Source organism: Corynebacterium sp. (assembly GCF_052107835.1).
Lineage (GTDB): Bacteria > Actinomycetota > Actinomycetes > Mycobacteriales > Mycobacteriaceae > Corynebacterium.
Window position 1 is genome coordinate 1 of record NZ_JBQEDF010000015.1, and the last position, 24,064, is coordinate 24,064.

Below are 24,064 nucleotides of genomic sequence, written 5' to 3' on the forward strand. Positions count from 1 at the left end.
CGCCGAAGCAGGCGAAGTTCCAGGCACCCATCGGCCCCTGGATGAAGTCGTAGCCCAGCGAGGCGATGTTCTGGATCATGATGGCGTTGAGTGGCCAGTGCAGCCCCAGGGGCACCATGAAGGGGTAGATCAGCGGAATCACGATCGCCAGGATGAACGGCGACACACCGTTGAGCCACAGCAGGAAGTCGGAGATTCCGTTGCCCACACCAATACCGAAAGGCCCGAGCAGGAACGCCGTCGCCGGAATCATGATCAGCAGCGAGAAGAACGGGACGAAGACCATCTGGATGGCCGAGGGAATGATCTTCTTCAGCCCCTTCTCCACCCAGTAGAGTCCGATCGCCGCGATCAGTGGCGGGAACACCTGCGAGGAGTAGTCATTCAGCACCAGCGGGATCCCGAAGATGTGGACCGTGTCCCCCTGCTCGCCGAGCGAGGTGAACTCCGGGGTGAGCAGTGCGGCGGGGATTGCCGCGCCGACCCACTCATTCGCCCCGAGCTTCCGCGCTGCGGTGGCACCGATCATGATCGGCAGGAAGAAGAACACCGACTGGTACATCGCGTGCAGCAGGACGTAGCCGGACGGCTGGTCCTCCATGGGGGCACGGAAATCCTGTAGTTCGAACGTGTCGGCCAGCACCAGGATCGTGATGATCAGCGAGGCACCGAGCAGTGCCCACAACACCGGGCGGAAGGTGTCGGAGAGGAACTCGAAGGCGTAGTTGACCTTGTCGTACCGTCCACGGACTCCCCCGTACTCCTTCTTGCCGGACGAATCGTCCTTCTTCTTCTCCTCCCCCATCCCGGGTTCCTTGACGATGGCGTTGTAGTACTCGGCCACGCCACCGCCCATCACGACCTGGATGCCGGTACTGCCCTGTTCCACGACCCCGAGGACGCTCTGGTCGCTGTCGAGCGCGTCGGTATCGACCTTGGACATATCGTTGATGGTGAATCTGAGTCGTGTTGCACAGAAAGTGAGGGAGGAGACGTTCTCTGCTCCGCCGATCTCGCGGAGGATGTGTCGGGAGGTCTCCGTGGTTGTCATGGATGCCATGGGGCATTCCGCCTTTGCACGTCGAGGTCGATGCTGCCCGGATGGGGCAGTTGTTTCCTCATCGTAGGACTGCCCCACGTGATTGATGAAGAATTCGAATCCGACAACCACCCCCACATCGGGGCGCCCAGTCGGGTGCCGATCGGCGAATCGGGCATACAGAACACAATACGTCCCCCGGCAATGGTGCCCCCTTCATGCCCCCATCCGGTTACTACCCCCACGGTCGCCGTTGACTCCGGAGCCACGCGATGGATACGGCCCATACCGTCCTGTCGCGTACCCAACCATCACACCCACGGTGTCCTCAGCGCTGAAACGACCCCCCACGTGCGATGGGGAGGTACGCGACGGAACGGGACCGGGACGCCGGCCGTACACAGAACGAACCCGCCCCACCCCGGACTGTTCCGGGATGGGGCGGGTTCGCGGTGCGGCACGAACGGACGCGGGGTCCGACTTAAGCGCGACCGATCAGACTACTCGGCACCGCCGGCCAGCTTCTGGCGCAGTGCGGCGAGCTGCTCGTCGGAGGCGAGGGAGCCGGAGTCATCCTGGGGCTCCTCGGCCTGCTGCGGCGCAGCCGGCTTGTCGGAGCTGCTGCTGGAGTAGCTGCCGTTGTCCTCGGCACCCTCGGCCTCGGCGGCCTGGGCACGGTGGCGCTCGATCTGGGCGGCGTGCGTCTTGTGGCGGCGCTCGGACTCGGCGTAGCGGTCCTCCCACTCACGCTGCTGCTCCTCGAAGCCCTCCATCCACTCGTTGGTCTCCGAATCGAAGCCCTCCGGGAAGATGTAGTTGCCCTGCTCGTCGTAGGAGTCGGCCATACCGTACTTGGACGGGTCGAACTCCTCGGCGAAGTCCTCGTCGGCCTGCTTCAGCGACAGGGAGATACGACGACGCTCGAGGTCGATGTCGATGACCTTGACCATGAGCTCCTGGCCGACGGTGACGATCTGGTCCGGGACATCCACGTGGCGCTCGGCCAGCTCGGAGATGTGGACCAGGCCCTCGATGCCCTCCTCGACGCGGACGAAGGCGCCGAACGGAACCAGCTTGGTGACCTTGCCCGGGACGATCTGACCGATCGCGTGGGTCCGGGCGAAGACGCGCCACGGATCCTCCTGAGTGGCCTTCAGCGACAGGGAGACGCGCTCGCGGTCCAGGTCGACGTCGAGCACCTCGACGGTGACCTCGTCACCGACGGTGACGACCTCGGACGGGTGGTCGATGTGCTTCCAGGACAGCTCGGAGACGTGAACCAGGCCGTCGACACCGCCGAGATCGACGAAGGCGCCGAAGTTGACGATGGAGGACACGACGCCCTTGCGGACCTGGCCCTTCTGCAGCTGGTGCAGGAACTCGGAGCGGACCTCGGACTGGGTCTGCTCGAGCCATGCACGGCGGGACAGGACAACGTTGTTGCGCTGCTTGTCCAGCTCGATGATCTTGGCCTCGATCTCCTGGCCGATGTACGGCTGCAGATCGCGGACACGGCGCATTTCAACGAGGGAGGCGGGAAGGAAGCCGCGCAGGCCGATGTCGAGGATGAGGCCGCCCTTGACGACCTCGATGACGGTACCGGTGACCGGCTCGTCGTTCTCCTTGAGCTGCTCGATGGTGCCCCAGGCACGCTCGTACTGAGCGCGCTTCTTGGACAGGATCAGGCGGCCTTCCTTGTCCTCCTTGGTGAGGACGAGGGCGTCGACCTCGTCGCCGACCTCGACAACCTCGCCGGGGTCGACATCATGCTTGATCGACAGCTCACGGGAGGGGATCACACCCTCCGTCTTGTAGCCGATGTCAAGCAGGACCTCGTCGTGATCGACCTTGACAACGGTACCTTCGACGATGTCACCGTCGTTGAAGTACTTGATGGTGGAGTCGATTGCGGCGAGGAAATCCTCAGCGGAGCCGATGTCGTTGACGGCAACCTGAGGAACGTTGGTGGTGGGCATATGTAGATGTGCTCCGAAACGGATAGGTCTTAGTGATGGACAGGGGTGCCGGCGAAGGTGCGTTCACCCTCCCCGGCCGGTCGCGCACCCGCGTACAGGCGCTTAACAGACTGGACCCTACACCGGCCCCCCGATCTGCGCAAATACGGTCTCGGAGAAGGCCTCGGTCGTTGCCCCACGGGCCCCACCGGCCACATCAGGTGTCGGTGTCACCTCCAGCGCCACGCGCACCGCGTCCGACACCCGTTGCCCGGCCGCCGGGAAGCCCAGGTTCTCCAGGAGCATCGCTGTGGAGTTCATCACGCCGGCGGGATTCGCCACGCCGCGTCCCGCAATGTCCGGCGCCGACCCGTGCGCCGCCTGCGCCATGACCGCCCCATCCCCGGCGTTCACGCTGCCTGCCGCGCCCAGCGCCCCACCCAGCGCCGCCGCGAGGTCGGACAGGATGTCCCCGAACATGTTCTCCGCCACGATCGTCCGGTGCCGCCCCGGATCCGTCACCAGGTCCGCGCACAGCGCGTCGATGTGCACCGGCCGCAGCTCCACCCCGGTCTCCGCGGCCATGACCCCGGCCTCCTCCAGGTACATTCCGGACGTCCTGGCCAGCACATTCGCCTTGTGTGCCACGGTCAGCACCCCGCCGCGCGCCTCAGCCATGCGTCCTGCCCGCCGGACGATCCGCCGCACCGCATCCCGGGTGAACGTACCGATCGCGAGGGCAACGTCCTGCGTGACCCGGACGTCACCGGATCCGGCGTACATGTTGCGGTCGGCGTACATCCCCTCGGTGTTCTCCCGGACGATGACCAGGTCCATGTCCGGGGCAACCGCACCGGGCAGTCCCCGCACCGGACGGATGTTCGCCCACAGGTCCATGCCCGTACGCAACGCCGCCGACGGGTTCGGCTGCTCACGGGCACCGTCCGGGTAGGACGCGTTGTCGTGCGGACCGAGGATCCAGCCGTCCAAACCCCTGACCGCCCGCCACGTCTCCGCGGGGACGACCTGGCCGGTCCTGTCGAAGGCCGAGCGACCGAGCTCCAGCGGCACCCAGTTCACCCGGGCGCCGTCCCGGGACAGGGCAAGCTCAGCAGCGGTCATCGCCGGCGCCACGATCTCCGGGCCCACCCCCTCTCCCGGCCAGTAGCCCAGCGTGACCCCACTGCGCCCGTCGGTGACGTCCCCGGTTGCCTCTGCTGCCATGGGACCAAAATACCTCCGCGGTCCACTCCCCTGTTCCCCGGCCTGTCCGCGGCTGTGCGACTTTCACACCGCGGACGAGTTTCACATCGTGAGATTGCCAGGTCACAGCGTTGCCCGTACCTACTGAAAATCATCGTCGGTGTGATTCTCCCTGCACCGCAACGCCGACGGAGCCTGCCGGTACCCACTGAACGTCCCGATACCGTTACGATTATCGCCGTGAACGACAACCCCTCCAGCACAGAAGCTCCCGGCACAGAGGCCGCAGCCGAAACCGCGGCCCGTCCCCCCGCCTTCAAGCCCACCCCGCTGAACCCCGGCACCGTGGTGCTCAACGCACTGCGCGGTGGCCTGATCGGCACCGCCGAACTGGTCCCCGGCATCTCCGGCGGTACCGTCGCCCTGGTCACCGGCGCCTACGAACGCGTCCTGTACAACGCCAACCGGTTGCTCGACGGCGTCAAGGCCCTCACCAGGGACCGTGCCGACGGATGGAAGAAGATCAAGGCCGTGGACTGGGCGATGCTGTTGCCGCTCGGCATCGGCATGGTCGTGATGGTCTTCGCCATGGCCGGCATCGTCGGCACCTTCGTCGAGGACCACGAGATCGCCGCGAAGGGCCTGTTCCTGGGTATGGTCGCCGTTTCCGTGGTCGTCCCGGTCCTGATGATCGACACCGCCGACCTGAAGCGTCGCCTGCCGAAGGCCGTGCCACTGTTCATCGTCGGCGGAATCTTCACCTTCGTCGCCACCGGCTTCTCCTCCACCGAGAACGACAACCCGAACCTGCTGCTCGTCTTCGTCGCCGCGGCCGTCGCCGTGTGCGCACTGATCCTGCCGGGTGTGTCGGGGTCCTTCTTCCTCTACGCCATCGGCATCTACTCCGCGACACTCACCGCGGTCAGTGACCTGGACCTGACCTACATCGCCGTGTTCATGCTCGGCGCACTGACCGGCCTGGTCCTGTTCGTCCGCGTGATGGAGTGGCTGCTCACCCGGCACCGCACCCTCACCCTGTTCACCATGACCGGCATGCTGCTCGGGTCCCTGCGCGCGCTGTGGCCGTGGCAGGACGGCGACTCCAACCTGCAGGCCCCCGGCGACCAGGTCGGCACCGCGGTGCTGATGATCGTCCTCGGCGCCGCCGTGGTCGCCGCGATGGTCATCACCGAGCAGGTCATGAAGCGCAAGCGGCTGCGGGCGCAGGAGAACCGGTAAGTCCGGGAGGACCCTGTCAGAGCCTGTCCAGGTAGGTCACCGCGACCTGGACGCGGTTCTCCGCACCGAGCTTCTCCATGATCCGGGACATGTAGGTCTTCACCGTCGGCAACGCGAGGTGAAGCTCCTCCCCGATCCGCTCATTCGTCATCCCCTGGGACACGAGTTCGGCGACCTGCCGCTCCTTGTCGCTGAGCACATGCCGGGCACTGTCCCGCGCGGCCCCTCCCACACGGTGCTGCCTCTCCAGCAGGTGCTCCACGACCTCCGGGCCCAGCGCAGTCTGCCCTGTCGCGACGGTGTCGATGGCCGAGACCAGGGCCCCGGGACTCGCGACCTTCCGCAGGAAGCCGCGGGCTCCTGCGGCTAGCGACGCGATGATGTCCTCGCGCGCGTCAAAGGCCGTGAGCATCAGGACCGGTGGAGCGTCGGGGCTCCCCTGCAGTTCACGCAGCGCATCGATCCCGGTTTTCCCGGGCATCCGGATGTCAATGAGAACCACGTCCGGGTGCAGCTCCGTGATCCGCGACAGCGCATCATCCCCGTCCCTGGCTTCACCCACGACGCTGAACCGACCATCCCGTGCCCCGTCCAGCAGGAGCCGCAGTCCCGATCGGACCAGGGTGTCGTCATCGACCAGAAGAATCCGCACCATCACGCGTCCACCCCCTGCCACGGCAGCCCGATCGTGACGGCAAAGTGCTCTCCGGCGTCGCTGACTCTCAGGTGACCACCCGCCAGGACGGCACGTTCACGGACACCGACCAGGCCGAACCCCGACGAGGCGACCGCACCGTCACCACGGGTCCCACCACCAACGGGATTCGACACACTCACGGTGAGGGATCCCTCCGAGACATCTGAGCCCACCGAAACCCGGACCCCCGGTGCATGGCGATCAGCATTGTTCAGAGTCTCCCGGAGCATCGCGCCCAGTGCGGACATCGCCAGTGCTGAGAGCCCGGATTCCACCAGCACATCATCGGGGAACCCTGCGGAAACCTCCACCACTGTCCCCCGCTCGCGTGCCTCCTCAATGACGTGGCCCGGCGTGCGCTGCTCATCCTCGTCCTCCCGCGTGATCCGCAGGGCCGTGATGATGTCGCGGAGGTCATTGGATGCGGCCTCCGACTGGTGGCGGATCGTGGCGATCGCGTCGGTCGTCTGGGCGCCGGAGAGATCACCGCGGTAGTCGAGCGCACCGCTGTGAATGGCGATCAGCCCCAGACGGTGGGACAGCGAGTCATGGATGTCACGTGCCAGTCGCAACCTGTCCTCAGCCACGACCTGCTCCATCCGCAGACGGTCGAGTTCGTGTTCGTTCGCGTCCCGCGACGCCCAGAATCGTCCGAGAGACACCGTCACCACAGCGACGACCAGAAGCAAGACGAGCTCTCCTGCGGCCACGCCATCCGGATCCAGGATCAACCCGAGCAACCCGCCGGCCCCAACGGCGACGCCACCACACACGGCGTCCCGTGGACGTCCATGCCTGGATAACCGAACCAGCGCCACCACCGAGGCGACTGCTCCCAGGGCACCGACCGCGCCAAGGAACACCGTCAACAGCATCGCGGGACGCCGTCCGCGCGACAGGGATACCGCGAACAGCGCCAACGATGCGATGCCGGTGTAGATCTGCAGTCCCAGAAACCTGGCCAGGGCGAGGTTGCGGTCGTCCGGTAGCGTGTCGGGGTCCTGCCAGTCGTACAGGACGGGCACGGAGAACAGCAGGAGGAGTACACCCGTGACGGCGGCGCCCAACCAGATCAGGATTCCGGAACGGCGGTCGAGGGCAGGAGCGATACGCACGGATGCCACTGTAGCGGGGTCCCGGCCGCCCACGGTGTCAGCCGAAAGTATCGGGAACATGCGACCTTCGACCGCTACCGGAAAGCGCACGACCGGCCCACGCTGTCACCATGACGTCCATCCAGCGATCCACCCCGCCGACGAACACAGGTCGGCTGTTTCCACGTCCGGTACGCACCGCAGATCTGGTGCGGGTCTGGGGTGCGTTCCTCGCCCCGATCCTCCTGCTCGTCCTCTCCGTTGTCCCGGTGACGACCTTCGATCTCCAGCGTCACTTCCCCGACGCTCTCACGTGGGTGGCGACGCTCGTGGTGATCACCGCCAGCACACTCACGGTGTGGTGGGCTCTGCGCCGGTGGTCGGCCGCCGAACTCGGCTTCACTCCTCTGGGGCGCCGCGGACTCCATCTGTTCTGGCAGGTTCCGGTCGCCATGGTGACGGCGTTGACCGCGACCGCTCTCGTCGCGGCACTCCTCGGCCTCACCCCGGCGGACGACACGACGACGGAGTCGGTGGGGACGCCAGCCACGGCACTGATCGTCCTGGTGGGCTATCTCGTTCTCGGCCCCGTCATCGAGGAAATCCTCCTCCGCCGGCTCACGATGTGCTGGATCGAGGACAGACTCAACACCTCGGTCGGGCGGCCCCGCCTCGCCGCCGCAGTATCGGTGTTGCTGAGTTCCGCGGTCTTCGGGGCACTGCACATGGTCGCCCCCGTCATGGTGTGGACATTCTTCCTCGGAGTGGGCTGCGCCATCCTCACCCGCTGGCACCGGTCGCTCTGGGGCGGCCTGGCCCTCCACAGCACGGTGAACCTCATTGCCTCCGCCGCGCTCGTCCCGGTACTGCTCAGCGCGGGGTGACCACGCGGGATGGCAACTCAGTGCCCGGCGGTCTCCCAGTTCTCCCCGACACCGGTCGACACGTCCAGCGGCACGCGCAGTTCGGCTGCGGCGTCCATCTCGGCCTGCAGCAGCCCGGTCATCTCGTCCAACTCGCCGTCGACGACTTCCACGACCAACTCGTCGTGGACCTGCAGCAGCACCCGTGATTCCATCCCGCGACGCGTCATCTCCCGGTCAACGCGCAGCATCGCCCGCTTGATGATGTCCGCCGCGGTGCCCTGGATCGGGGCGTTCAGTGCGGCGCGCTCGGCATTGTCGCGGGCCACCCGGTTCGTGGAGTTCAGCTCGGGCAGGTAGCGCCGCCGCCCGTACAGCGTCCCGGTGTAGCCGTCGATCTTCGCCTGCTCCACCACCTCGTCCAGGTAGGTCTTCACCCCGCCGAAGCGCTCGAAGTAGGTGTCCATGATCTTCTTCGCCTCACCGGCGGCGATGTTGAGCTGCTGCGACAGACCGAAGGCACTGAGACCGTAGACCAGTCCGTAGCTCATGGCCTTCACCCGGCGGCGCAGCTCCGGGGTCACCTGGTCGACGGGCACGTCGAAGACCTTCGAGCCGACGAAGTTGTGCAGGTCCTCGCCCTCCCGGTAGGCCTCGATCAGGCCGGGGTCCTGCGACAGGTGCGCCATCACGCGCATCTCGATCTGCGAGTAGTCCGCGGTCAGCAGGGTGGTGTACCCCGATCCGACGTGGAACGCCCCGCGGATGTGGCGTCCGGCCTCGGTCCGCACCGGGATGTTCTGCAGGTTCGGGTCCGAGGACGACAACCGTCCGGTCGCCGCCCCACGCTGGTTGAAGGTGGTGTGGATGCGGCCGTCGTCTGCGGTGGCCTCGATGAGACCGTCGATGGTGGTCTTCATCTTCTGGTACTCGCGGTGCGCCATCAGGTGCGCCAGGAAGGGGTGCCCGGTCTGCTCGGTGAGCTTCTCCAGTTCCCCCGCGGCGGTGGAGTAGCCGGTCTTCGTCTTCTTCGTCTTCGGCAGTTCGAAGTCCTCGAACAGGACCTTCTGCAGCTGCTTCGGGCTGGACAGGTTCAGGTCCGGGTCCTCCGCCAGGTTCCGCGCCTCGCCGACCTCCTCGGCGATCTTGCCCTCGTAGTCGTTGGACAGTTCCTGCAGCGAACCCTTGTCCACCGCAATGCCGTGGCCCTCCATCTTCGCCAGCACGGTCGCCAGCGGCACCTCCAGGTCGAGGTACAGCTCCATCGCCCCGATCCCTGCGATCTCCGGGGTGAGGGCGGTGACCAGTTCGAGCACGGACTGTGCCTGTACGGTCGCCGGCGCGTCCTGCGCCAGTTCGTGTCCGACATGGCGCTGCAGGACGTCCGCCAGCCCGGTGGACCGGACGTCCGGACGCAGCAGGTAGGCCGCCAGTGCCGTGTCGTGCTCCACACCGTTGAGCTCCAGGCCGGAGCCGTGCAGGGCGTGCCAGGCGAGTTTCGCGTCGTGCAGCCACTTCGGCGCCCCAGCGTCCGCGAGGTAGGACGCCAGCGCGTCCTCGTCCTTCGGGTCCTGGTCGGACAGGTCGATGTCGACGGCGTGCAGCGTGCCGTCGTCCGAGGCCTCCGGATCCAGCAGCGCGACGCGGTCGGCGTGCCCGCCGACGGGCGTCCCCGCCCCGATCACCGCAACGGCGAGCGGACGGTTCACCGCGGCGTCCCCACCGTTGCGGTTGGGCTTGACCCCGGCGTGGTCACTGAGCCACTTCGCCAGCTTCCCGTCGGCGGGCTCGTCGACACTGACCTCGACCGCGGCGCCGTCCTCGAACTCGATGCCCATGGTGCGGAACGTCCGGTTGCGCAGGTTGTTGCCGAACTGCAGGTCATCGAAGACCTCCACCGCGTGTGAGGCGTCCACGGCCCGTGGCCGCAGCCCGGACAACGGGTCGCCGTCACCGTCCAGGTCACCCAGGTCGAGGTCACGCACCATCTCGGTGATCCTTCGCGCCAGGACCACGTTGTCGATGTTGTCGCGCAGGGCCTCGCCGACCTTCCCGCTGAAATCGTCGAGGTTGTCGATCACCGCATCGAGGCTGCCGTACTTCACGATCCACTTCTGGGCCGTCTTCGGACCCACCCCGGGCACACCGGGCATGTTGTCGGACGTGTCCCCGCGCAGGGACGCCAGATCCGGGTACTGCGTGGGCGTGACCCCGTACTTCTCCTCCACCCGTGCCGGGGTGAACCGGTCCAGCTCGGAGACCCCGCGCAGCGTGTACAGCACGGTGACGTCATCGTTGACCAGCTGCAGGCTGTCCCGGTCGCCGGTGCAGATCACCGTGCGCATCCCCGCACCGGTCCCGCGGCAGGACAGCGTGGCGATGATGTCGTCCGCCTCGTAGGACTCCTTGGTCAGCGTGGCGATGCCCAGGGACTCCATCGTCTGCTTGATCAGGTCGATCTGCCCGTGGAACTCCTCCGGCGACGGCGGGCGCTGTGCCTTGTACTCCGGAAGGTCCTTCTCCCGGAACGTCGGACCGGACAGGTCGAAGGCGGCGGCGATGTGGGTGGGCTTCTCCGTCTCGACCAGACCGAGGAACATTCCCAGGAAGCCGTAGACCGCGTTGGTGTACTGCCCGCCCGTCGTGGAGAAGTTCTGTGCGGGCAGTGCATAGAAGGCGCGGAAGGCCAGGGAATGACCGTCGAGCAGCAGGAGAGTGGGCTTGTCCGGCATAGAGCCTTCCCGTGCGATCCGTGGGATCAGACACACTTGTGTTAGTTGCTTATCGCTTTTACGCGTCCGTCGGGGCTATCCTAGTCGCCATGACAGACGTGACCGACAGTGCGCCGAACGAGGCAGCGTCCGACGACCAGGTGAGCCGCCGGCGGGCCGACGAAACCCGGAGCCGTATCCTCACATGCGCCCGCACCGCCTTCAACCAGCGTCCGTACAGCGAGGTCTCGCTGAAGGACATCGCCGTCGACGTGGGGGTGAGTGCCCCACTGATCATCAAGTACTTCGGATCCAAGGAGCACCTCTACGAGGCGCAGCTGGACTTCTCCCCCGCGGCAGCACGCATCGCCGAGGTGGAGTACTCCTCGCTGGGGGCCTACATGGCGCGGATCGTCGTCGAATCCCCCGACGACTCCCCCAACTCGCTGATCCGCAAGCTCGCCGACGCCGGCGGCAACCGCCACATCGTCGACACCCTGGGCAAGGTGTTCCGGGAGCAGATGGTCGCCCCCGTCATGAAGCGCGTGGTGGACGAGGCCGGGGACGCGTCGGCTGCTGCGACATCGCACGCCGAGATGCGCGCGGAGGCGGCGATCTCGATGGCCAGCGGCGTGGCCCTGATGCGCCGGCTCGTGACCCAGGAGTACTTCAGGTGCACGGACCTGGAGGCGTTCATCGCCTACTACGGCGGGCTGATCCAGAACGTCCTCGACGGTGAGGGCATCGGACGGTAGGACGCCAGGCTGTCAGGACCCCTCCGCCTCCACGCCCTCCTGCGCCGCCATCCCGCTGATCCGCCGGGCCATGTCCACGTCCCGGCGCGTCACCCCCTCCACATCGTGGCTGATGAGACCCACCCCGATCCTCGGAAAGGTCAGCAGGACGTCGGGATGGTGGTCCGCCTCCTCCGCCGCGGCACCGATGAGGTTCACCAGGCGCAGTCCCGTGGCGAAATCCCCGGTGGCGAAGCCCGCCCGGAGTTCCCCCTCCTCGATACGCCAGTCCTCGAGCTCCTCCGCCCGGATGTCAGCTTCCGTGAGAATGTCGTCGGGCATGTCGTGTGCCTCCCATTCGTTGTCGGTTGCGTCGTGCTCACCAGCCTACCGACGTAAGCCGTACCCCATGTTGGACGCCCCGACCGTGCTCCCGTAATATTTCCCTGGCTTGCCCCGGTGGCGGAATTGGCAGACGCGCCGCACTCAAAATGCGGTATCTACGGGTGTGTGGGTTCGAGTCCCACCCGGGGCACCAATCATCCCGTCATTATTCCGGTCCTCTCAGCCCGTCCACCGTCCGGACCGACCGTGGCGCGAGGACCACCCGCCATGTGTGGGGTCCCCCCTCCCGCTCACGGAGTCCGTCGACCGCCTCCTCCAGCAGGGCCCGGATCTCCTCCCGCCGGGACGACAGGTCCCGGCCGCCGTAGCGTTCCGCCGAGACCGCGGCCGCGAGCTCCCGCACGGCACCGGCCGCGCCCGCGTCCAGCTCCGCCGCCGACTCCAGGTGTTCCGCCATGGCCTCCGGCGTCCGTGCCCGCAGACCGACGTCCCGCTCCCTGCCCGCGGCGAGCACATGGAGATCCGCTGCGGTGGCCAGCAGTTCGAGCCAGGCACCTTCCGCAGGACGCTGCCCGTGATCGACAGCGTGCAGCCGCCTCCTCCCCGCGAACCAGCGCAGCGCCGCCGGGATGAGCAGGATGGCCACGATGCCCAGTGCGGCACCGCCGGTCAGCAGGAGAATGGTCCCCACACCACCGGGGGACGCCGACGACCCGTTCCCGGAGGTGTCCGCGTCCGTCCCGGACGGGGTGGCGGCACCCGGCTCGGTGGTCTCGTCCGTGGGCTCGGGGGCATCGGACGATCCGGTTCCGGGCTCCGTCGGCGACGGTGTCGCCGGGGCGTCCCGGACAATGTCGTCATCCTCCTCCTCGGGCCCACCGGCGCCACCCGGTGTGGGCTCGAAGGCGACCCATCCGACGTCGTCGATGAACAACTCCGGCCACGCGTGCAGGTCGCCGCCCCGGACAACGGTCTCGTCCCCGCTGGAGGCCTCACTGGCGTACCCGACCGCCAACCGTGCCGGGACCCCCAGGTCGCGGGCCATCACGGCAAAGGTGGAGGCGTAGTGCACGCAGAAACCGCTGCGCTGTTCGAGCAGCCCCTCCATGACGGAGTACGGTCCACCGGTCTCGGAGCCCGGCGTGTACGGGGCACTTTCGTCGTAGACGAAGCCACCACCCTGGAACCAGGACTGCAGCGCCATGCCGAGCCCCCGTGCATCCGTCTCATCCCCGACGTCAGCGGGGAGTCCCATGTCTTCGGCGGTCTCCCCCAGCGAACTGAGCCTGTCCCGGAAAGCACCCGTCGCTTCCTCCGCCGCATCGGAGATCGCCGCGGGTACCTCCCCCGGGAGCTCGAGGTACTGGGCGACATCACCGGAATCCCCGCCTGCCGCTGTCCCTTCCATCTCCCCCATTCCGAAGCCCGGCATGGGGCCCCCGGAGAAGGACGGCGACGCGTCCACCGTGTAGCGGTCCCCGTCGCGAGAGACCGCGCTGTCGGACGCCGCGGTCCCGGAACCGTCCGTCCACGTCCAGTCCCCCGGATCGAACGACGACGAGACGACCTGCCGGGCCGACTGCGGCAACGGCAGCCATTCGCTGCGCAAACCGTCCATCGTCACCGACACCGTCCTGGACAGCATGGGGTCCATCTCACCCACGTCCCCGCGCGGTTGGTCGACGGTCCTGCCGGACGGGTCAGGGTCGTCCTGGGGCAGCCAGCGGCCGTCATCGAAGTCGGCCAGCGTGGCCAGCGTGAAATGGTACGGCCCGGGCACGTCCGCGGTGAACCGGAACGCCCGCGTCTTGCTCCTGGTCTTCAGGTCGTCCGCCAACGAGACCGTGACATCGGGCACGGAACCCGACACCGGTGCGGACACGATCGCGGTGTTCCACACCCGGTCGCGTCCGTCCGGCAACGCGGCGACCACCGCGACAGCCAGCACCGCCGACACCGCCGCGGCCAGGAACCCCGGACCACTGATCCGCGCGCTCGCCGTCCACAGGAGCACAACCAGCAGAACCCCCGTGACAATCAGCAGGATCCTGTCGACCGGGATCCCGCTGACCGCGGCGGGGACGACCAGCAGCAGTGCGGTGGTGCCGCCGGCCAGCCCCGGTGACCCGATCCCCACCAGGATCACCGTTGTCACGGTCGCCAGCAGCAGGACGAACGTCAGCAGCAGATCCTCCACCGCCCCGGCAGGGTCAAGGGGTGTGGTGGAGTACTCGACGGTGTCGGAAATGGCGTCGGCCATCGCGCCGGGATCACCGATCCACTCCCCGGCGCGCCCGCCCCACACGAGCCACAGGGCCCAGAGCAGCAGGCCCGAGGACAGTCCGGAGACCTGGCCGAGCCAGTGGCGGCGGGCGGGCAGTACCGAGACGGCGAGGGTGGTCACCAGTGTCACCACCGCGGCAATCGACCAGGCGCGCCACAGCCAGGGGCCGTGGATGAACACCTCCGTGAACGCCAGGAGAACCATGAGCCACAGCGCGGACAGCAGTACGCCGTGCAGCAGCGGTCGCATCGCGGTCATGGCCTTCCACCCCATCCGGCGTGGTTGTCCCCGTCGGCGAGCCGCGTGTGGCGCCAGGGGTGCCCGGTGCCGTCCCCTCCGGTGGACAACACATCACCAGAGAAGCCGGCACGGTCGAGCTCCCGCACCAGCGTCTGACTTACGGTGCCGGTCACCACGGTGTCCCGTCGCTGGAGGGCGTCGATGTGCGCGGTGTCGGCCGGCCCGGGGTGCAGGGTCGCTGTGGCCAGGAGTCGGCGGACATCCCCGCCGTCCACGCACCTCACGGGCGCGACCCGCCCAACGAGGACGGACACCTGTGCACCGGAGGCGAACAGGCGGTCGGTGACGGTGACGGTGGCGCTGACCGCGGTTTCGATGTCCCCGGCGCCGGGGTAGTCGTCCTCGCCGGTGGCCAGGAGCACGCGGGCGTCCGTCGTGGCGCCGGAATCGTACTGGTTGACCAGGAGTTTGCCGTGGCGGGCGCTCTGTTTCCAGTGGACCTGCCGGATAGCGTCGCCGTGCCGGTACTCACGGACCGCACCACCCGGGGTCCCCGGATCGGCGGCCAGTCCCCGGCGCGCGGCCGTTCCGTCGCGGTGGTTGTGCACCGCCGCGTCCGGCACCTCCGGTGGCAGGTGGGTCAGTGGTACGGGCAGGACGAGCAGACGGACCGACGAGGACGCACGGACCCGCCGCACGACCAGGCCCAGTGGGTCGCGGACCTCCACCCGGGAGACCCCGATGGTGGACGGCCCACGGCGCATCGCCGGGTAGACCAGACCCGACGTCCCGGCCTGCCCCTTCCCGACCGCCAACGGGACGGACACCCGCCGGCCGTCCGCGTCCCAGACGACCAGGAGGTGTGCGGTGACGGGCAGCCGGTGGTGGACCGTCGCCGTGCAGTCGACCCGGTCCGCGACCGCCGGGGTCGGGTCCGACACGGACAGACGGACCGTGAACCCGGCCAGCAGGGGCAGCAGGAGCACCCAGACGACCGCCACGACGACCATCGCGACCGGCAGTGCGGCGAGGTAGCGCAGGTCCTGCAGTTCAGCGAACCACCACAGCACGCCCACCGCCGCCGCGGACACCAGGAACCCCCAGCCCCGCCGGGTGGGGGCGACGGGAAGGCCCTTGCCTCTCACCTGCCCCTCACCGCAGCCCGGTGGAGGAGACGATGTCCGAGACGATCCCCGCCGCCGCGGCGTGGAAATCCTCCACCGTGGCGTGACGTCCCTGCAGCTCCAGACGGTGCGGCAGCACGGTGGCCGCGAGTGTGGCGATGTCGTCGGGGATCACGTAGCTCCGCCCCGCCACCGCGGCGCGCGACCGCGCCATCTGGGTCAGGTGCAGGGCCGCACGGGGGCTCGCGCCCAGTGTGATGCCCGGATGGGTGCGCGTCGCGGCGACGATCCGGACCAGGTACCGGGCGACCTCGTCGGTGACCGTCACCCGGTTGACGGTGTCCTGGGCACGCACCACGTCGTCGACGGTGACCGCCGGGCCGTCCCCGGGAACTTCCCCGGATGCCGGGTCACCGGGGTCGCTGCGTCCGGTGACCATGGCGATCTCGGACGCCTCATCGGGGTAGCCCACGGAGATCCGGGTCATGAACCGGTCCCGCTGCGCCTCCGGGAGGGGGAACGTGCCCTCCATGTCCTGCGGGTTCTGGGTGGCCACCACCACGAACAGCTCCGGCAGCGGGTAGGACGTGCCGTCCACCGTCACGGACCGCTCGGCCATCGCCTCCAGCAGCGCCGACTGCGTCCGGGGTGTGGCGCGGTTGACCTCGTCGGCGATGGCGATGTTGGTGAACACCGGTCCGGCGTGGAAACGGAAGCCGTGGGTGTCGTCGTCGTAGACGGTGACACCGGTGACGTCGGTGGGCAGCATGTCCGAGGTGAACTGGAGGCGCCGCACCTTCGCGTTGAACGAGCCGGCCAGTGTGGTCGCCAGGGTCGTCTTGCCGACCCCGGGGACGTCCTCGAGCAGGATGTGCCCGCCGGCCAGCAACGTCAGGATCACCGCGTCGATGACGTCCTGCTTTCCCTTCAGTGTCCTCGCCAGCGACGCGCTGAGCTCCGCGGCCAGCGAGCTGACGTCGCTGACTTCTGTGTCGGTCGTCTCCATGACCATGCAGTGGCACTCCAGAACGGGGTCGGTTCGTCCCAATGATAACGATGTGCGGCCATTCCACGATTTGGCAGATGCACAGAAAGGAAAACCACCATGGACCTTCCCGTCCCCGATCCCGAGTTGATCGGCGCCTACGCGTCCAATGCCGTCTTCATCGGCGGATCACTCATCGCCGCACCGTTCGCCTACCTCGGCGACCTGGTGACCTACATCACCGGGCTGCTGCCCTAGCCTCCGAGCTCCTCCTCGTCGGCGGCGTCCACCGTTGTCCCGTCGGAAAACGTCCGGTCGCCGAGGACGCCGTCCGGGTCGAGCACGGCGACCCTCCTGCCGTCCTCCCGGATGCGGCGCAGCCCCTCCTTCACCATCCGGCGGCCCACCGGGTTGCACTCGTTGACCCGGCGGACATCCACCACCACCCGTGTGGTGGTGATGTCGTGGGTGGCCGCCGCCGACAGGAACTCCTCCGCGCCGGAGAAGTCCAGCCCACCCTGCAGCCGGAACACGGTCACCAGACCACGCTGCCGGATGCTGCGCACCGATGAGCCCCGCCTGGTGACCGAGGACATCAGGTGCAGGCCCATGTCGTCCGACAGCTTCCGGAAGATCTTCGCGCCCCGCACGCTGTTGCCCGAGGCGTCCAGCCGCGGCGAGAACGTCGCCAGTCCGAGCTGCCCGGGCAGCGTGCCCATCAGTCCGCCGGCCACGCCGGACTTCGCCGGGATGCCCACCGACGCCATCCACTTCCCCGCCCCGTCGTACATCCCCGCCGACGCCATCACCGCCTGCACCTGACGGCACACCAGCGGCTCCAGGATGCGCTCACCGGTCACCGGCTGCACACCACCCAGCGCCAACGTCGCCCCCATCACCGCCAGGTCCTTGACCGTCACCAGGACCGAGCACTGCCGGGTGTAGGACGTCACGGCGTCCGTGGCGCTGTCGCTGATGATGCCGTAACTGCGCAGCATGTGGGCCAGGGCGAGGTTGCGGTCGGCGGTGTCGAGTTCCGAACCGGTCACACTCTCGTCCACCCGCAGCTCACGTCCCGCCAGCCGGGAGAAGTAGTCCACGATGACGTCCACCCGGTCGTCCACCCCGGAGTCCTCACCGTTGATCAGCTGGTTGACGGTGATCGCCCCGGCGTTGATCATCGGGTTCACCGGCTGGTGGGTCTCCCCGTCCAGCGAGAGTTCGTTGAAGGCCTCGCCGGACGGTTCCATCCCGACCGTGCCGAGCACCTTCCCCACCCCGCACTCCTGCAGGGCGACGGCGTAGGCAAAGGGCTTGGAGATCGACTGGATGGTGAACTCCCGCCCATCGTCGCCCGCGCTGTAGATCCGGCCCTGGGTGGTGCACAGGGCCGCGGCGAGCGGAGTGGGGTCCGCCGACGCCAACTCGGGGATGTAGTCGGCGACCTCCCCGGAATCCCGGTCCCGCAGCTGGTCGAGGATCTCGTTCAGATAGTCGGCGATGGGGATCTGCATGCCGCCCGAGCGTAACAGAACCGTAATGGGGCGGACTCCGGTCAACGGACGCCGCACGGATATACTCACCTGCATGACAACCCGCCCATCGCGACCGCGCCGCGCGATCACCGCGGTTCTCGGGACGATGATGACGATCACGCTCGCCGCCACCCTGGCGTCCTGCGTCACCAACGAGGAATCCGGGAACCCCGACGGCTGGGTCGACACCCTGCCCGAAGCCGTCCCCGGGCTCGCCGAGCTGGTGCCGCAGGAATACCGTGACTCCGGACGCATCGCGGCCTCGACGAACCCCACCTTCCCACCGAACCAGTTCAAGGACCCCCACGGGGAGATCATCGGCTTCGAGATCGACCTGGTCCGCGCCGCCGGTGCCGTCCTGGGTCTGGACGTGACCTTCCAGCAGCAGGACTTCAACCTCATCCTCCCGTCGATCACCGGGGGGACGGTGGACGTCGGGACGTCGGGCTTCTCCGACACCGAGGAACGCCAGCGGTCCTACGACTTCGTGGACTTCTACAACTCCGGCATCTCCTGGGCCACCACCCCCGGCAAGACCGTCGACCCGGACGACGCCTGCGGGCTGACCGTCGCCGTGCAGAAGGGGACCTACTCCGACACGGACGACGTCCAGGTGAAGTCCGACGAGTGCGTGGCCGCGGGTGAACCGGCGATCGACAAGCTGGTCTACGAGTCCGCCAACGCCGCAGCCAACGCCACCGCGCTGGAACGCGCCGACGCGCTGAGTTCCGATTCGGCGGTCACCGAGTACGCCATCCGGTTGTCCGAGGGCAAGCTCATCCCCGCCGGCGACCCCTTCGACCTGCTGCCGTTCGGCTGGGCGTTCGCCAAGGAGTCCGACCTTGTCCCGGCCTTCGCCGCGGCCATGGAGTACCTGGTCACCTCGGGCCAGTACGAGGAGATCCTCGAGCCCTGGGGGCTCACCGACGGAATGATCGACACGGTCACCGTGAACACGCAGGACATCGACCTGCCGGATGCTGCAACAGGAGAAGAATCATGAGCGAGCACACCACGGTGGACCCGGCCGAACGTCGGCGCCCCGCCGACAACGAGGTCGTCCCGCTGCGCCACCCCGGTCGCATCATCGGCGCGGTGGTCCTGCTGGCCCTGGTCGTCCTGTTCATCTGGGACGCCGCCCACCGCGACGCCTACGGCTGGGACATCTACCTCGACTACCTCTTCGACACACGCATCGCCGAAGCCGCCGGGCACACCCTGCTGCTGACCGTGCTGGCGATGATCATCGGTGTCGTCCTGGGCGCGGTCCTGGCCGTGCTGCGCATGTCACCCAACCCGGTGACCAGCGGCATCGCCTGGGTGTACCTGTGGGTCTTCCGCGGCACCCCGATCTACGTGCAGCTGGTGTTCTGGGGTCTCATCGGCGCGATCTACACCTCCGTCGACCTCGGCTTCACCGAGCTAAACCTGGAGGACGCCCTGTCCAACATGTTCTGGCTCGCCGTGGTCGGCCTGGCCCTCAACGAGTCCGCCTACATGGCCGAGATCGTCCGCGCCGGCATCCAGGCCGTGCCCGAGGGCCAGTCGGAGGCGTCCAAGGCGCTCGGCATGACCTGGTGGCAGAACATGCGGCGCACCGTGATGCCGCAGGCGATGCGGATCATCATCCCGCCGACGGGCAATGAGCTGATCAGCCTGCTGAAGACGACCTCGCTGGTCGTTGCCCTGCCGTACGCCGGTGAGCTGTACGGCCGGTCGATGGACATCGCCTACGCCATGTTCGAGCCCGTGCCGATGCTGCTCGTCGCCGCGACCTGGTACCTGGTGGTCACCTCGATCCTGATGGTGGGCCAGCACTACCTGGAGCGCTTCTACGCACGCGGGTCCTCGCGGGCCCTGACCAGCCGCCAGCTGGCCGTCCTGACCGACGCGGAAGCCGTGCCGCCGCGCAACATCACCGTCGACGACAACACCGAGAGCGAGAACCGCCGATGAGCACCCCCATGATTTCCGTGCAGGACGTGTGGAAGCGCTACGGGCACCTCGACGTGCTCAAGGGCATCGACCTGGAGGTGCCCACCGGTACCGTCACCTGCCTGATCGGCCCGTCCGGCTCCGGCAAGTCCACGCTGCTGCGCTGCGTGAACCACCTGGAGAGCATCGACGCCGGACGCATCGAGGTCGACGGCGACCTGATCGGCTACCGGGAGAGGAACGGCCGGCTGCACCAGATCTCCGAGAAGGACGCCTCGAGGCAGCGCGCCGACATCGGCATGGTCTTCCAGCAGTTCAACCTGTTCACGCACCGTACGGTGATGTCGAACATCATCGAGGCTCCGGTGAAGGTCAAGGGCGTACCGAAGGCGGAGGCCGAGGCCACCGCCCGCGGGCTGCTGGAGATGGTGGGCCTGTCGGACAAGGCCGAGGCGTGGCCCATCCAGCTCTCCGGCGGTCAGCAGCAGCGCGTGGCTATCGCGAGGGCGCTGGCGATGAAGCCGAAGCTGATGCTCTTCGACGAGCCGACCTCCGCGCTGGACCCGGAGCTCGTCGGCGAGGTGCTGAACGTGATGCGCAAACTCGCCGACGACGGGATGACGATGCTGGTCGTCACCCACGAGATGGGTTTCGCCCGCGAGGTCGCCGACCACGTGGCGTTCATGGACGGTGGCCGCATCGTGGAGCACGGGCCCGCCCGCTCGGTGATCACCGACCCGGCCGAGGAGCGGACGCGGTCGTTCCTGTCCAGCATCCTGGACTGACGGGAGCGGCTCGGGCACCGGGGAACTTTCGCACAGCTCGCGGCGACACGCCGATCGCGACCTGGGGTTTCACGGCAGCGTCCGCCGCCGCCGGTGCGAAAGTTACTGTGTCATCCGGCTACGGCCGGACGTCCACGTGCCACGGGACGCGCGGCGTGCCCGGATCATCGAGGATCTGCTGGTACAGGGCCTCGGCCGGCTGCTCCTCACGCTCGGTGAGCACCTCCGACAGGCGCATCGACAGCCCACTGACGGACCCCGTGTGCTCCAGAACGTCGATGACGATGCTCGCCGGCTCGGGCGCGTCGTCGGTGAGATCCACGAAGCCGTAGTCCTTCCAGACCCCCTCCAGGCTCGGGTCGGCCGTTGTATCGGTGTTGACCTGGAGTTCCGCGGTGAGAATGTCGGTGTTGGCGTCGAGGACCCGGCGGAAGTCATCGACGATCAGGGAGCGCTGCTGCGCGGTGGCGAGGATGCTGAACACGATCTGTGGCATGGGTTCCAGTAAAGCACCACTCACCCACCCACATCCAGGCTCCCAACGACTAGGCTGTCTCACTGTGATCGGTCACTCACCAATGTCCCCCGCGCCAGTACCCCCGTTGACGACGCTGCCCGACGGGACCATCAAACAGGTCAACCCGTTCTCCGGCACCGAGGTGTGGACGGTACCCAGTCGCAGCCACCGTCCCGTCTCGGAGCACCACACCGAACCCTTCGAGGTCACCGACGCGAACCGGGACATCCAGACGGACTTCGGCATCGGCAACCTGCTGAAGACCACGCCGGAGAAGGCGCGGATGGTCATCGACGACAACGGCGACCCCCGCATCCTGCGCGGTCTGACCGTCTCCCAGCTGGACGGGACCGTGCCGCTGTTCCGCCGGGTCGCGAACCTCTACGAGATCCTGACCTACAACTACTGGTCGCTGAACTACGGGCACCGGATGGACGCCACCGCCGCCCGGCACATGGCCGAGTACCTCTCCGAGGACGCCGGACGTGACCACGTCGAGCAGCTGCTGCGCGCCAAGCTGACCCGCGCGGGACGCTCCGCCGAGGAGATCGGGGACCTGTTCAGCTACGACAATGCGGTCCAGACCGTCAACGAGCTCGGTGGCGCGTTCTTCGGCGGCGGACACGACATCATCCTCGCCCGCGACCACTACGTCCCCGGTGCGACCCGCAGCGACCAACTCGCCGGGTCCGGCGAGATGAGCTGGTCGGACCACCGTCTCTACATCGCCTTCACCGTGGACGCGATGGACCGGCTGTACCGCGCGAACCCCTACGTCCGCTACGTCGCCGCGTTCCAGAACTGGCTGGAGCCGGCCGGGGCGTCCATCGAGCACCTGCACAAGCAGCTGGTCGCCATCGACGAGCACGGCCTGCAGAACGAGACGGAGATCGCGCAGGTCCGCGCGAACCCGAACATGTACAACGAGTGGGCGGTGGACTACGCCGGGCACAACAACCTGATCTTCGCCGAGAACGACCACGCGGTCGCCTTCGCCGGCTTCGGGCACCGCTGGCCGACCCTGGAGGTGTTCTCCCGCTCCGGGACGACCGAACCGTGGCTGATCAGCGAGGAGGAGCGGGACGCCGTCGCCGACCTGGTCCACGCCTGCCATGTCGCCGCAGGCCCGCACATGCCGTCCAACGAGGAGTGGCTGCACCGCCCGCTGGACGTGGACGTGCCGATGCCCTGGCGCATCGTGATCAAGTGGCGCGACTCCACCATGGCCGGCTTCGAGGGCGGGACGAAGATCTACATCAACACTCTCAGCCCCGGCGACCTGAAGGTGAAGGTCCTCGGACGCCTCCTGGAGGCACGTCAGGAGGGACGCCTGGCCCCCGGTATCCGGCTGGGCAACGAGATCGACTTCCATCGCAATTCCCTGCGCTACAACCCTGCCGTCCAGGGTTAAGGATCCGGGGTTAGACTCGGTGCCATGAGCACACCCGACATCGCGGAGTTCGTCGAGAACCACGGCGTGGACCTCTCCTGGACCGACAGCTTCTACACATGGATGCACGAGAACCCCGAGCTCAGCGAGCACGAGGAACAGACCGCGCAGCACGTCCTCTCCCGCCTCGCCCAACTCGACGGTGAGGTCACCACCGGTATCGGCGGCCATGGCATCACCGCCGTCTGGCGCAACGGGGACGGCCCGACCATCCTCTACCGCGCCGACTTCGACGCCCTGCCGGTCACCGAGGACACCGGGGCGTCCTACTCCTCGAAGAACCCGGGCGTGATGCATGCCTGTGGCCACGACGTGCACACCAGCGCACTGATGGCGCTGTGCGAGATCATGGATGCACGCCGCGACGCCTGGTCCGGCACCTTCATCGCCCTGTTCCAGCCCGCCGAGGAAATCACGCGTGGCGCGACCACGATGATCGAGGACGGCCTCGCCGAGAGGATCCCCGCGCCGGACGTGTGCCTCGGCCAGCACATCATGCCCGGGCCGGTCGGCACGGTGTACTCCGCCGCCGGGCCGGTGATGGCCGCGTGCGACACCGTCACCGTCACCCTGCACGGGGTGTCCTCCCACGCCTCCGCCCCGCACAACTCCATCGACCCGACGTTCCTCGCCGCGATGATCGTGGTGCGGCTGCAGGGCATCGTGGGGCGCGAGATCCCCGCCGAGGAGTTCGGCGTAGTCTCCGTGGGGACGCTGTCCGCCGGGCACACGAACAACACCATCCCCGACACCGCCACACTGGTGCTGAACTGCCGTTTCTACGACACATCCGTGCGGGACAGGACGTATGCCGCGATCGAGCGGGTGATCCAGGCGGAGTGCGCGGCCTCCGGGACGCCGAAGCCCGCCGACATCGCCTACTCGGCCCACGGCGAGCTGACCGACAACGACCCAGGGGTGCACGAGCAGGTCCGTCCCGCGTTCGACGCCGTCTTCGGCGAGGACTCGGTGGACGCGATGCGCTGGACCGCCTCGGAGGATTTCTCCGAGATCCCGCGTCACTTCGGCGTCCCTTACGAGTTCTGGCTGACCGGGTGCACCGACCGGACTACCTGGTCAGAGGCTGTGGCGGCCGGACGCGTCTCCGAGGACATCCCCGGCAACCACTCCCCGCGCTTCCTGCCCGCGGCCGGCACGCTGGACGCGTCGATCCGCTCCGCCATTGCGGCCGTCCTCGCCTACCTCTGGAAGTAGCCGCCGGGGTCCCACGCCGCGTCCTGTCCTGCGCCCGGGACCGGAAACTTCGCACCGGTTTGGCTCCCTCGACTTAAGTAGGGCCGCCGATTCCGGTGCGATGTTTCCGGTTGC

Annotated in this window: 21 protein-coding genes and 1 tRNA gene; 10 read left to right on the forward strand and 12 right to left on the reverse strand. The window is 67.9% G+C overall.

Annotation, left to right across the window (positions count from 1 at the left end):
* The 3 genes from ACTIL2_RS05715 to ACTIL2_RS05725 all read right to left on the reverse strand — a co-directional run.
* Nucleotides 1-1,060, reverse strand: a 1,060-nt coding sequence (locus tag ACTIL2_RS05715; RefSeq protein ID WP_442336485.1) for a PTS transporter subunit EIIC, incomplete at its 3' end; no start/stop codon positions are given.
* A 479-nt stretch (nucleotides 1,061-1,539) separates the two neighbouring features.
* Nucleotides 1,540-3,015: a 30S ribosomal protein S1 gene (gene rpsA, locus ACTIL2_RS05720; RefSeq protein WP_442336486.1), complete on the reverse strand. Its 1,476-nt coding sequence runs from the start codon at nucleotides 3,013-3,015 to the stop codon at nucleotides 1,540-1,542.
* 117 nt (nucleotides 3,016-3,132) lie between these two features.
* Entirely contained in the window at nucleotides 3,133-4,218 is a 1,086-nt protein-coding gene (locus ACTIL2_RS05725; RefSeq protein ID WP_442336487.1) for an isocitrate/isopropylmalate family dehydrogenase, read from the reverse strand.
* 309 nt (nucleotides 4,219-4,527) lie between these two features.
* Between ACTIL2_RS05725 and ACTIL2_RS05730 the strand changes: the two genes are divergently transcribed.
* Nucleotides 4,528-5,436: a DUF368 domain-containing protein gene (locus ACTIL2_RS05730; RefSeq protein ID WP_442336533.1), complete on the forward strand. Its 909-nt coding sequence runs from the start codon at nucleotides 4,528-4,530 to the stop codon at nucleotides 5,434-5,436.
* A gap of 16 nt (nucleotides 5,437-5,452) precedes the next feature.
* Here the strand turns inward: ACTIL2_RS05730 and ACTIL2_RS05735 are convergent, their stop codons facing one another.
* On the reverse strand, nucleotides 5,453-6,091 hold the full coding sequence (locus tag ACTIL2_RS05735) for a response regulator (RefSeq protein ID WP_442336488.1): 639 nt from the start codon (nucleotides 6,089-6,091) through the stop codon (nucleotides 5,453-5,455).
* A complete protein-coding gene (locus ACTIL2_RS05740) occupies nucleotides 6,091-7,248 on the reverse strand; it encodes a sensor histidine kinase (RefSeq protein ID WP_442336489.1) in 1,158 nt (385 codons plus the stop codon). Before ACTIL2_RS05740 ends, ACTIL2_RS05735 begins: the two co-directional genes overlap by 1 nt.
* A 110-nt stretch (nucleotides 7,249-7,358) precedes the next feature.
* On the opposite strand from ACTIL2_RS05740, the gene ACTIL2_RS05745 reads away from it, so the two are divergent.
* A complete protein-coding gene (locus tag ACTIL2_RS05745) occupies nucleotides 7,359-8,111 on the forward strand; it encodes a CPBP family intramembrane glutamic endopeptidase (RefSeq protein ID WP_442336490.1) in 753 nt (250 codons plus the stop codon).
* A 17-nt stretch (nucleotides 8,112-8,128) separates the two neighbouring features.
* Here ACTIL2_RS05745 and polA read toward each other — a convergent pair whose 3' ends face one another.
* Nucleotides 8,129-10,822 (reverse strand): DNA polymerase I, encoded by a 2,694-nt coding sequence (polA, locus tag ACTIL2_RS05750; protein ID WP_442336491.1) that lies wholly within the window; start codon nucleotides 10,820-10,822, stop codon nucleotides 8,129-8,131.
* An 89-nt stretch (nucleotides 10,823-10,911) separates the two neighbouring features.
* Here polA and ACTIL2_RS05755 point away from each other — a divergent pair, with 89 nt between their 5' ends.
* Complete coding sequence (locus tag ACTIL2_RS05755; protein ID WP_442336492.1) at nucleotides 10,912-11,556, forward strand: TetR family transcriptional regulator; 645 nt, start codon at nucleotides 10,912-10,914, stop codon at nucleotides 11,554-11,556.
* 12 nt (nucleotides 11,557-11,568) lie between these two features.
* Here the strand turns inward: ACTIL2_RS05755 and ACTIL2_RS05760 are convergent, their stop codons facing one another.
* Complete coding sequence (locus ACTIL2_RS05760; protein ID WP_442336493.1) at nucleotides 11,569-11,877, reverse strand: 4a-hydroxytetrahydrobiopterin dehydratase; 309 nt, start codon at nucleotides 11,875-11,877, stop codon at nucleotides 11,569-11,571.
* 111 nt (nucleotides 11,878-11,988) lie between these two features.
* On the opposite strand from ACTIL2_RS05760, the gene ACTIL2_RS05765 reads away from it, so the two are divergent.
* Nucleotides 11,989-12,073: transfer RNA gene (locus ACTIL2_RS05765), tRNA-Leu, on the forward strand.
* 12 nt (nucleotides 12,074-12,085) lie between these two features.
* On the opposite strand, the gene ACTIL2_RS05770 is transcribed toward ACTIL2_RS05765, so the two are convergent.
* Genes ACTIL2_RS05770 through ACTIL2_RS05780 form a run of 3 tightly spaced genes read right to left on the reverse strand, consistent with a single transcriptional unit; the run spans nucleotide 12,086 to nucleotide 16,540 of the window.
* Entirely contained in the window at nucleotides 12,086-14,422 is a 2,337-nt protein-coding gene (locus tag ACTIL2_RS05770) for a transglutaminaseTgpA domain-containing protein (RefSeq protein ID WP_442336494.1), read from the reverse strand.
* Nucleotides 14,419-15,549 carry a DUF58 domain-containing protein gene (locus ACTIL2_RS05775; protein WP_442336495.1) on the reverse strand — a complete coding sequence of 377 codons (1,131 nt, stop codon included), beginning with the start codon at nucleotides 15,547-15,549 and terminating at the stop codon, nucleotides 14,419-14,421. Before ACTIL2_RS05775 ends, ACTIL2_RS05770 begins: the two co-directional genes overlap by 4 nt.
* Before the next feature lie 7 nt (nucleotides 15,550-15,556).
* Nucleotides 15,557-16,540 carry an AAA family ATPase gene (locus ACTIL2_RS05780; RefSeq protein ID WP_442336496.1) on the reverse strand — a complete coding sequence of 328 codons (984 nt, stop codon included), beginning with the start codon at nucleotides 16,538-16,540 and terminating at the stop codon, nucleotides 15,557-15,559.
* A gap of 93 nt (nucleotides 16,541-16,633) precedes the next feature.
* Between ACTIL2_RS05780 and ACTIL2_RS05785 the strand changes: the two genes are divergently transcribed.
* Nucleotides 16,634-16,771: a hypothetical protein gene (locus tag ACTIL2_RS05785; protein ID WP_442336497.1), complete on the forward strand. Its 138-nt coding sequence runs from the start codon at nucleotides 16,634-16,636 to the stop codon at nucleotides 16,769-16,771.
* Here ACTIL2_RS05785 and ACTIL2_RS05790 read toward each other — a convergent pair.
* Nucleotides 16,768-18,027 carry a glutaminase gene (locus ACTIL2_RS05790; protein WP_442336498.1) on the reverse strand — a complete coding sequence of 420 codons (1,260 nt, stop codon included), beginning with the start codon at nucleotides 18,025-18,027 and terminating at the stop codon, nucleotides 16,768-16,770. The two genes, ACTIL2_RS05785 and ACTIL2_RS05790, sit on opposite strands and share 4 nt — an antisense overlap.
* 73 nt (nucleotides 18,028-18,100) lie before the next feature.
* Between ACTIL2_RS05790 and ACTIL2_RS05795 the strand changes: the two genes are divergently transcribed.
* The 3 genes from ACTIL2_RS05795 to ehuA are packed head-to-tail and all read left to right on the forward strand — an operon-like array spanning nucleotide 18,101 to nucleotide 20,768.
* Nucleotides 18,101-19,051, forward strand: a complete 951-nt coding sequence (locus ACTIL2_RS05795; RefSeq protein ID WP_442336499.1) for an ABC transporter substrate-binding protein — start codon at nucleotides 18,101-18,103, stop codon at nucleotides 19,049-19,051.
* On the forward strand, nucleotides 19,048-20,004 hold the full coding sequence (locus tag ACTIL2_RS05800; protein ID WP_442336500.1) for an amino acid ABC transporter permease: 957 nt from the start codon (nucleotides 19,048-19,050) through the stop codon (nucleotides 20,002-20,004). Before ACTIL2_RS05795 ends, ACTIL2_RS05800 begins: the two co-directional genes overlap by 4 nt.
* Entirely contained in the window at nucleotides 20,001-20,768 is a 768-nt protein-coding gene (gene ehuA, locus ACTIL2_RS05805; RefSeq protein ID WP_442336501.1) for an ectoine/hydroxyectoine ABC transporter ATP-binding protein EhuA, read from the forward strand. Before ACTIL2_RS05800 ends, ehuA begins: the two co-directional genes overlap by 4 nt.
* A gap of 118 nt (nucleotides 20,769-20,886) precedes the next feature.
* On the opposite strand, the gene ACTIL2_RS05810 is transcribed toward ehuA, so the two are convergent.
* Nucleotides 20,887-21,264, reverse strand: a complete 378-nt coding sequence (locus tag ACTIL2_RS05810) for a hypothetical protein (RefSeq protein WP_442336502.1) — start codon at nucleotides 21,262-21,264, stop codon at nucleotides 20,887-20,889.
* A 64-nt stretch (nucleotides 21,265-21,328) separates the two neighbouring features.
* On the opposite strand from ACTIL2_RS05810, the gene ACTIL2_RS05815 reads away from it, so the two are divergent.
* Nucleotides 21,329-22,696: a DUF4921 family protein gene (locus tag ACTIL2_RS05815; protein WP_442336503.1), complete on the forward strand. Its 1,368-nt coding sequence runs from the start codon at nucleotides 21,329-21,331 to the stop codon at nucleotides 22,694-22,696.
* 24 nt (nucleotides 22,697-22,720) lie between these two features.
* Nucleotides 22,721-23,950 (forward strand): amidohydrolase, encoded by a 1,230-nt coding sequence (locus ACTIL2_RS05820; protein ID WP_442336504.1) that lies wholly within the window; start codon nucleotides 22,721-22,723, stop codon nucleotides 23,948-23,950.
* Nucleotides 23,951-24,064: the final 114 nt, after the last annotated feature.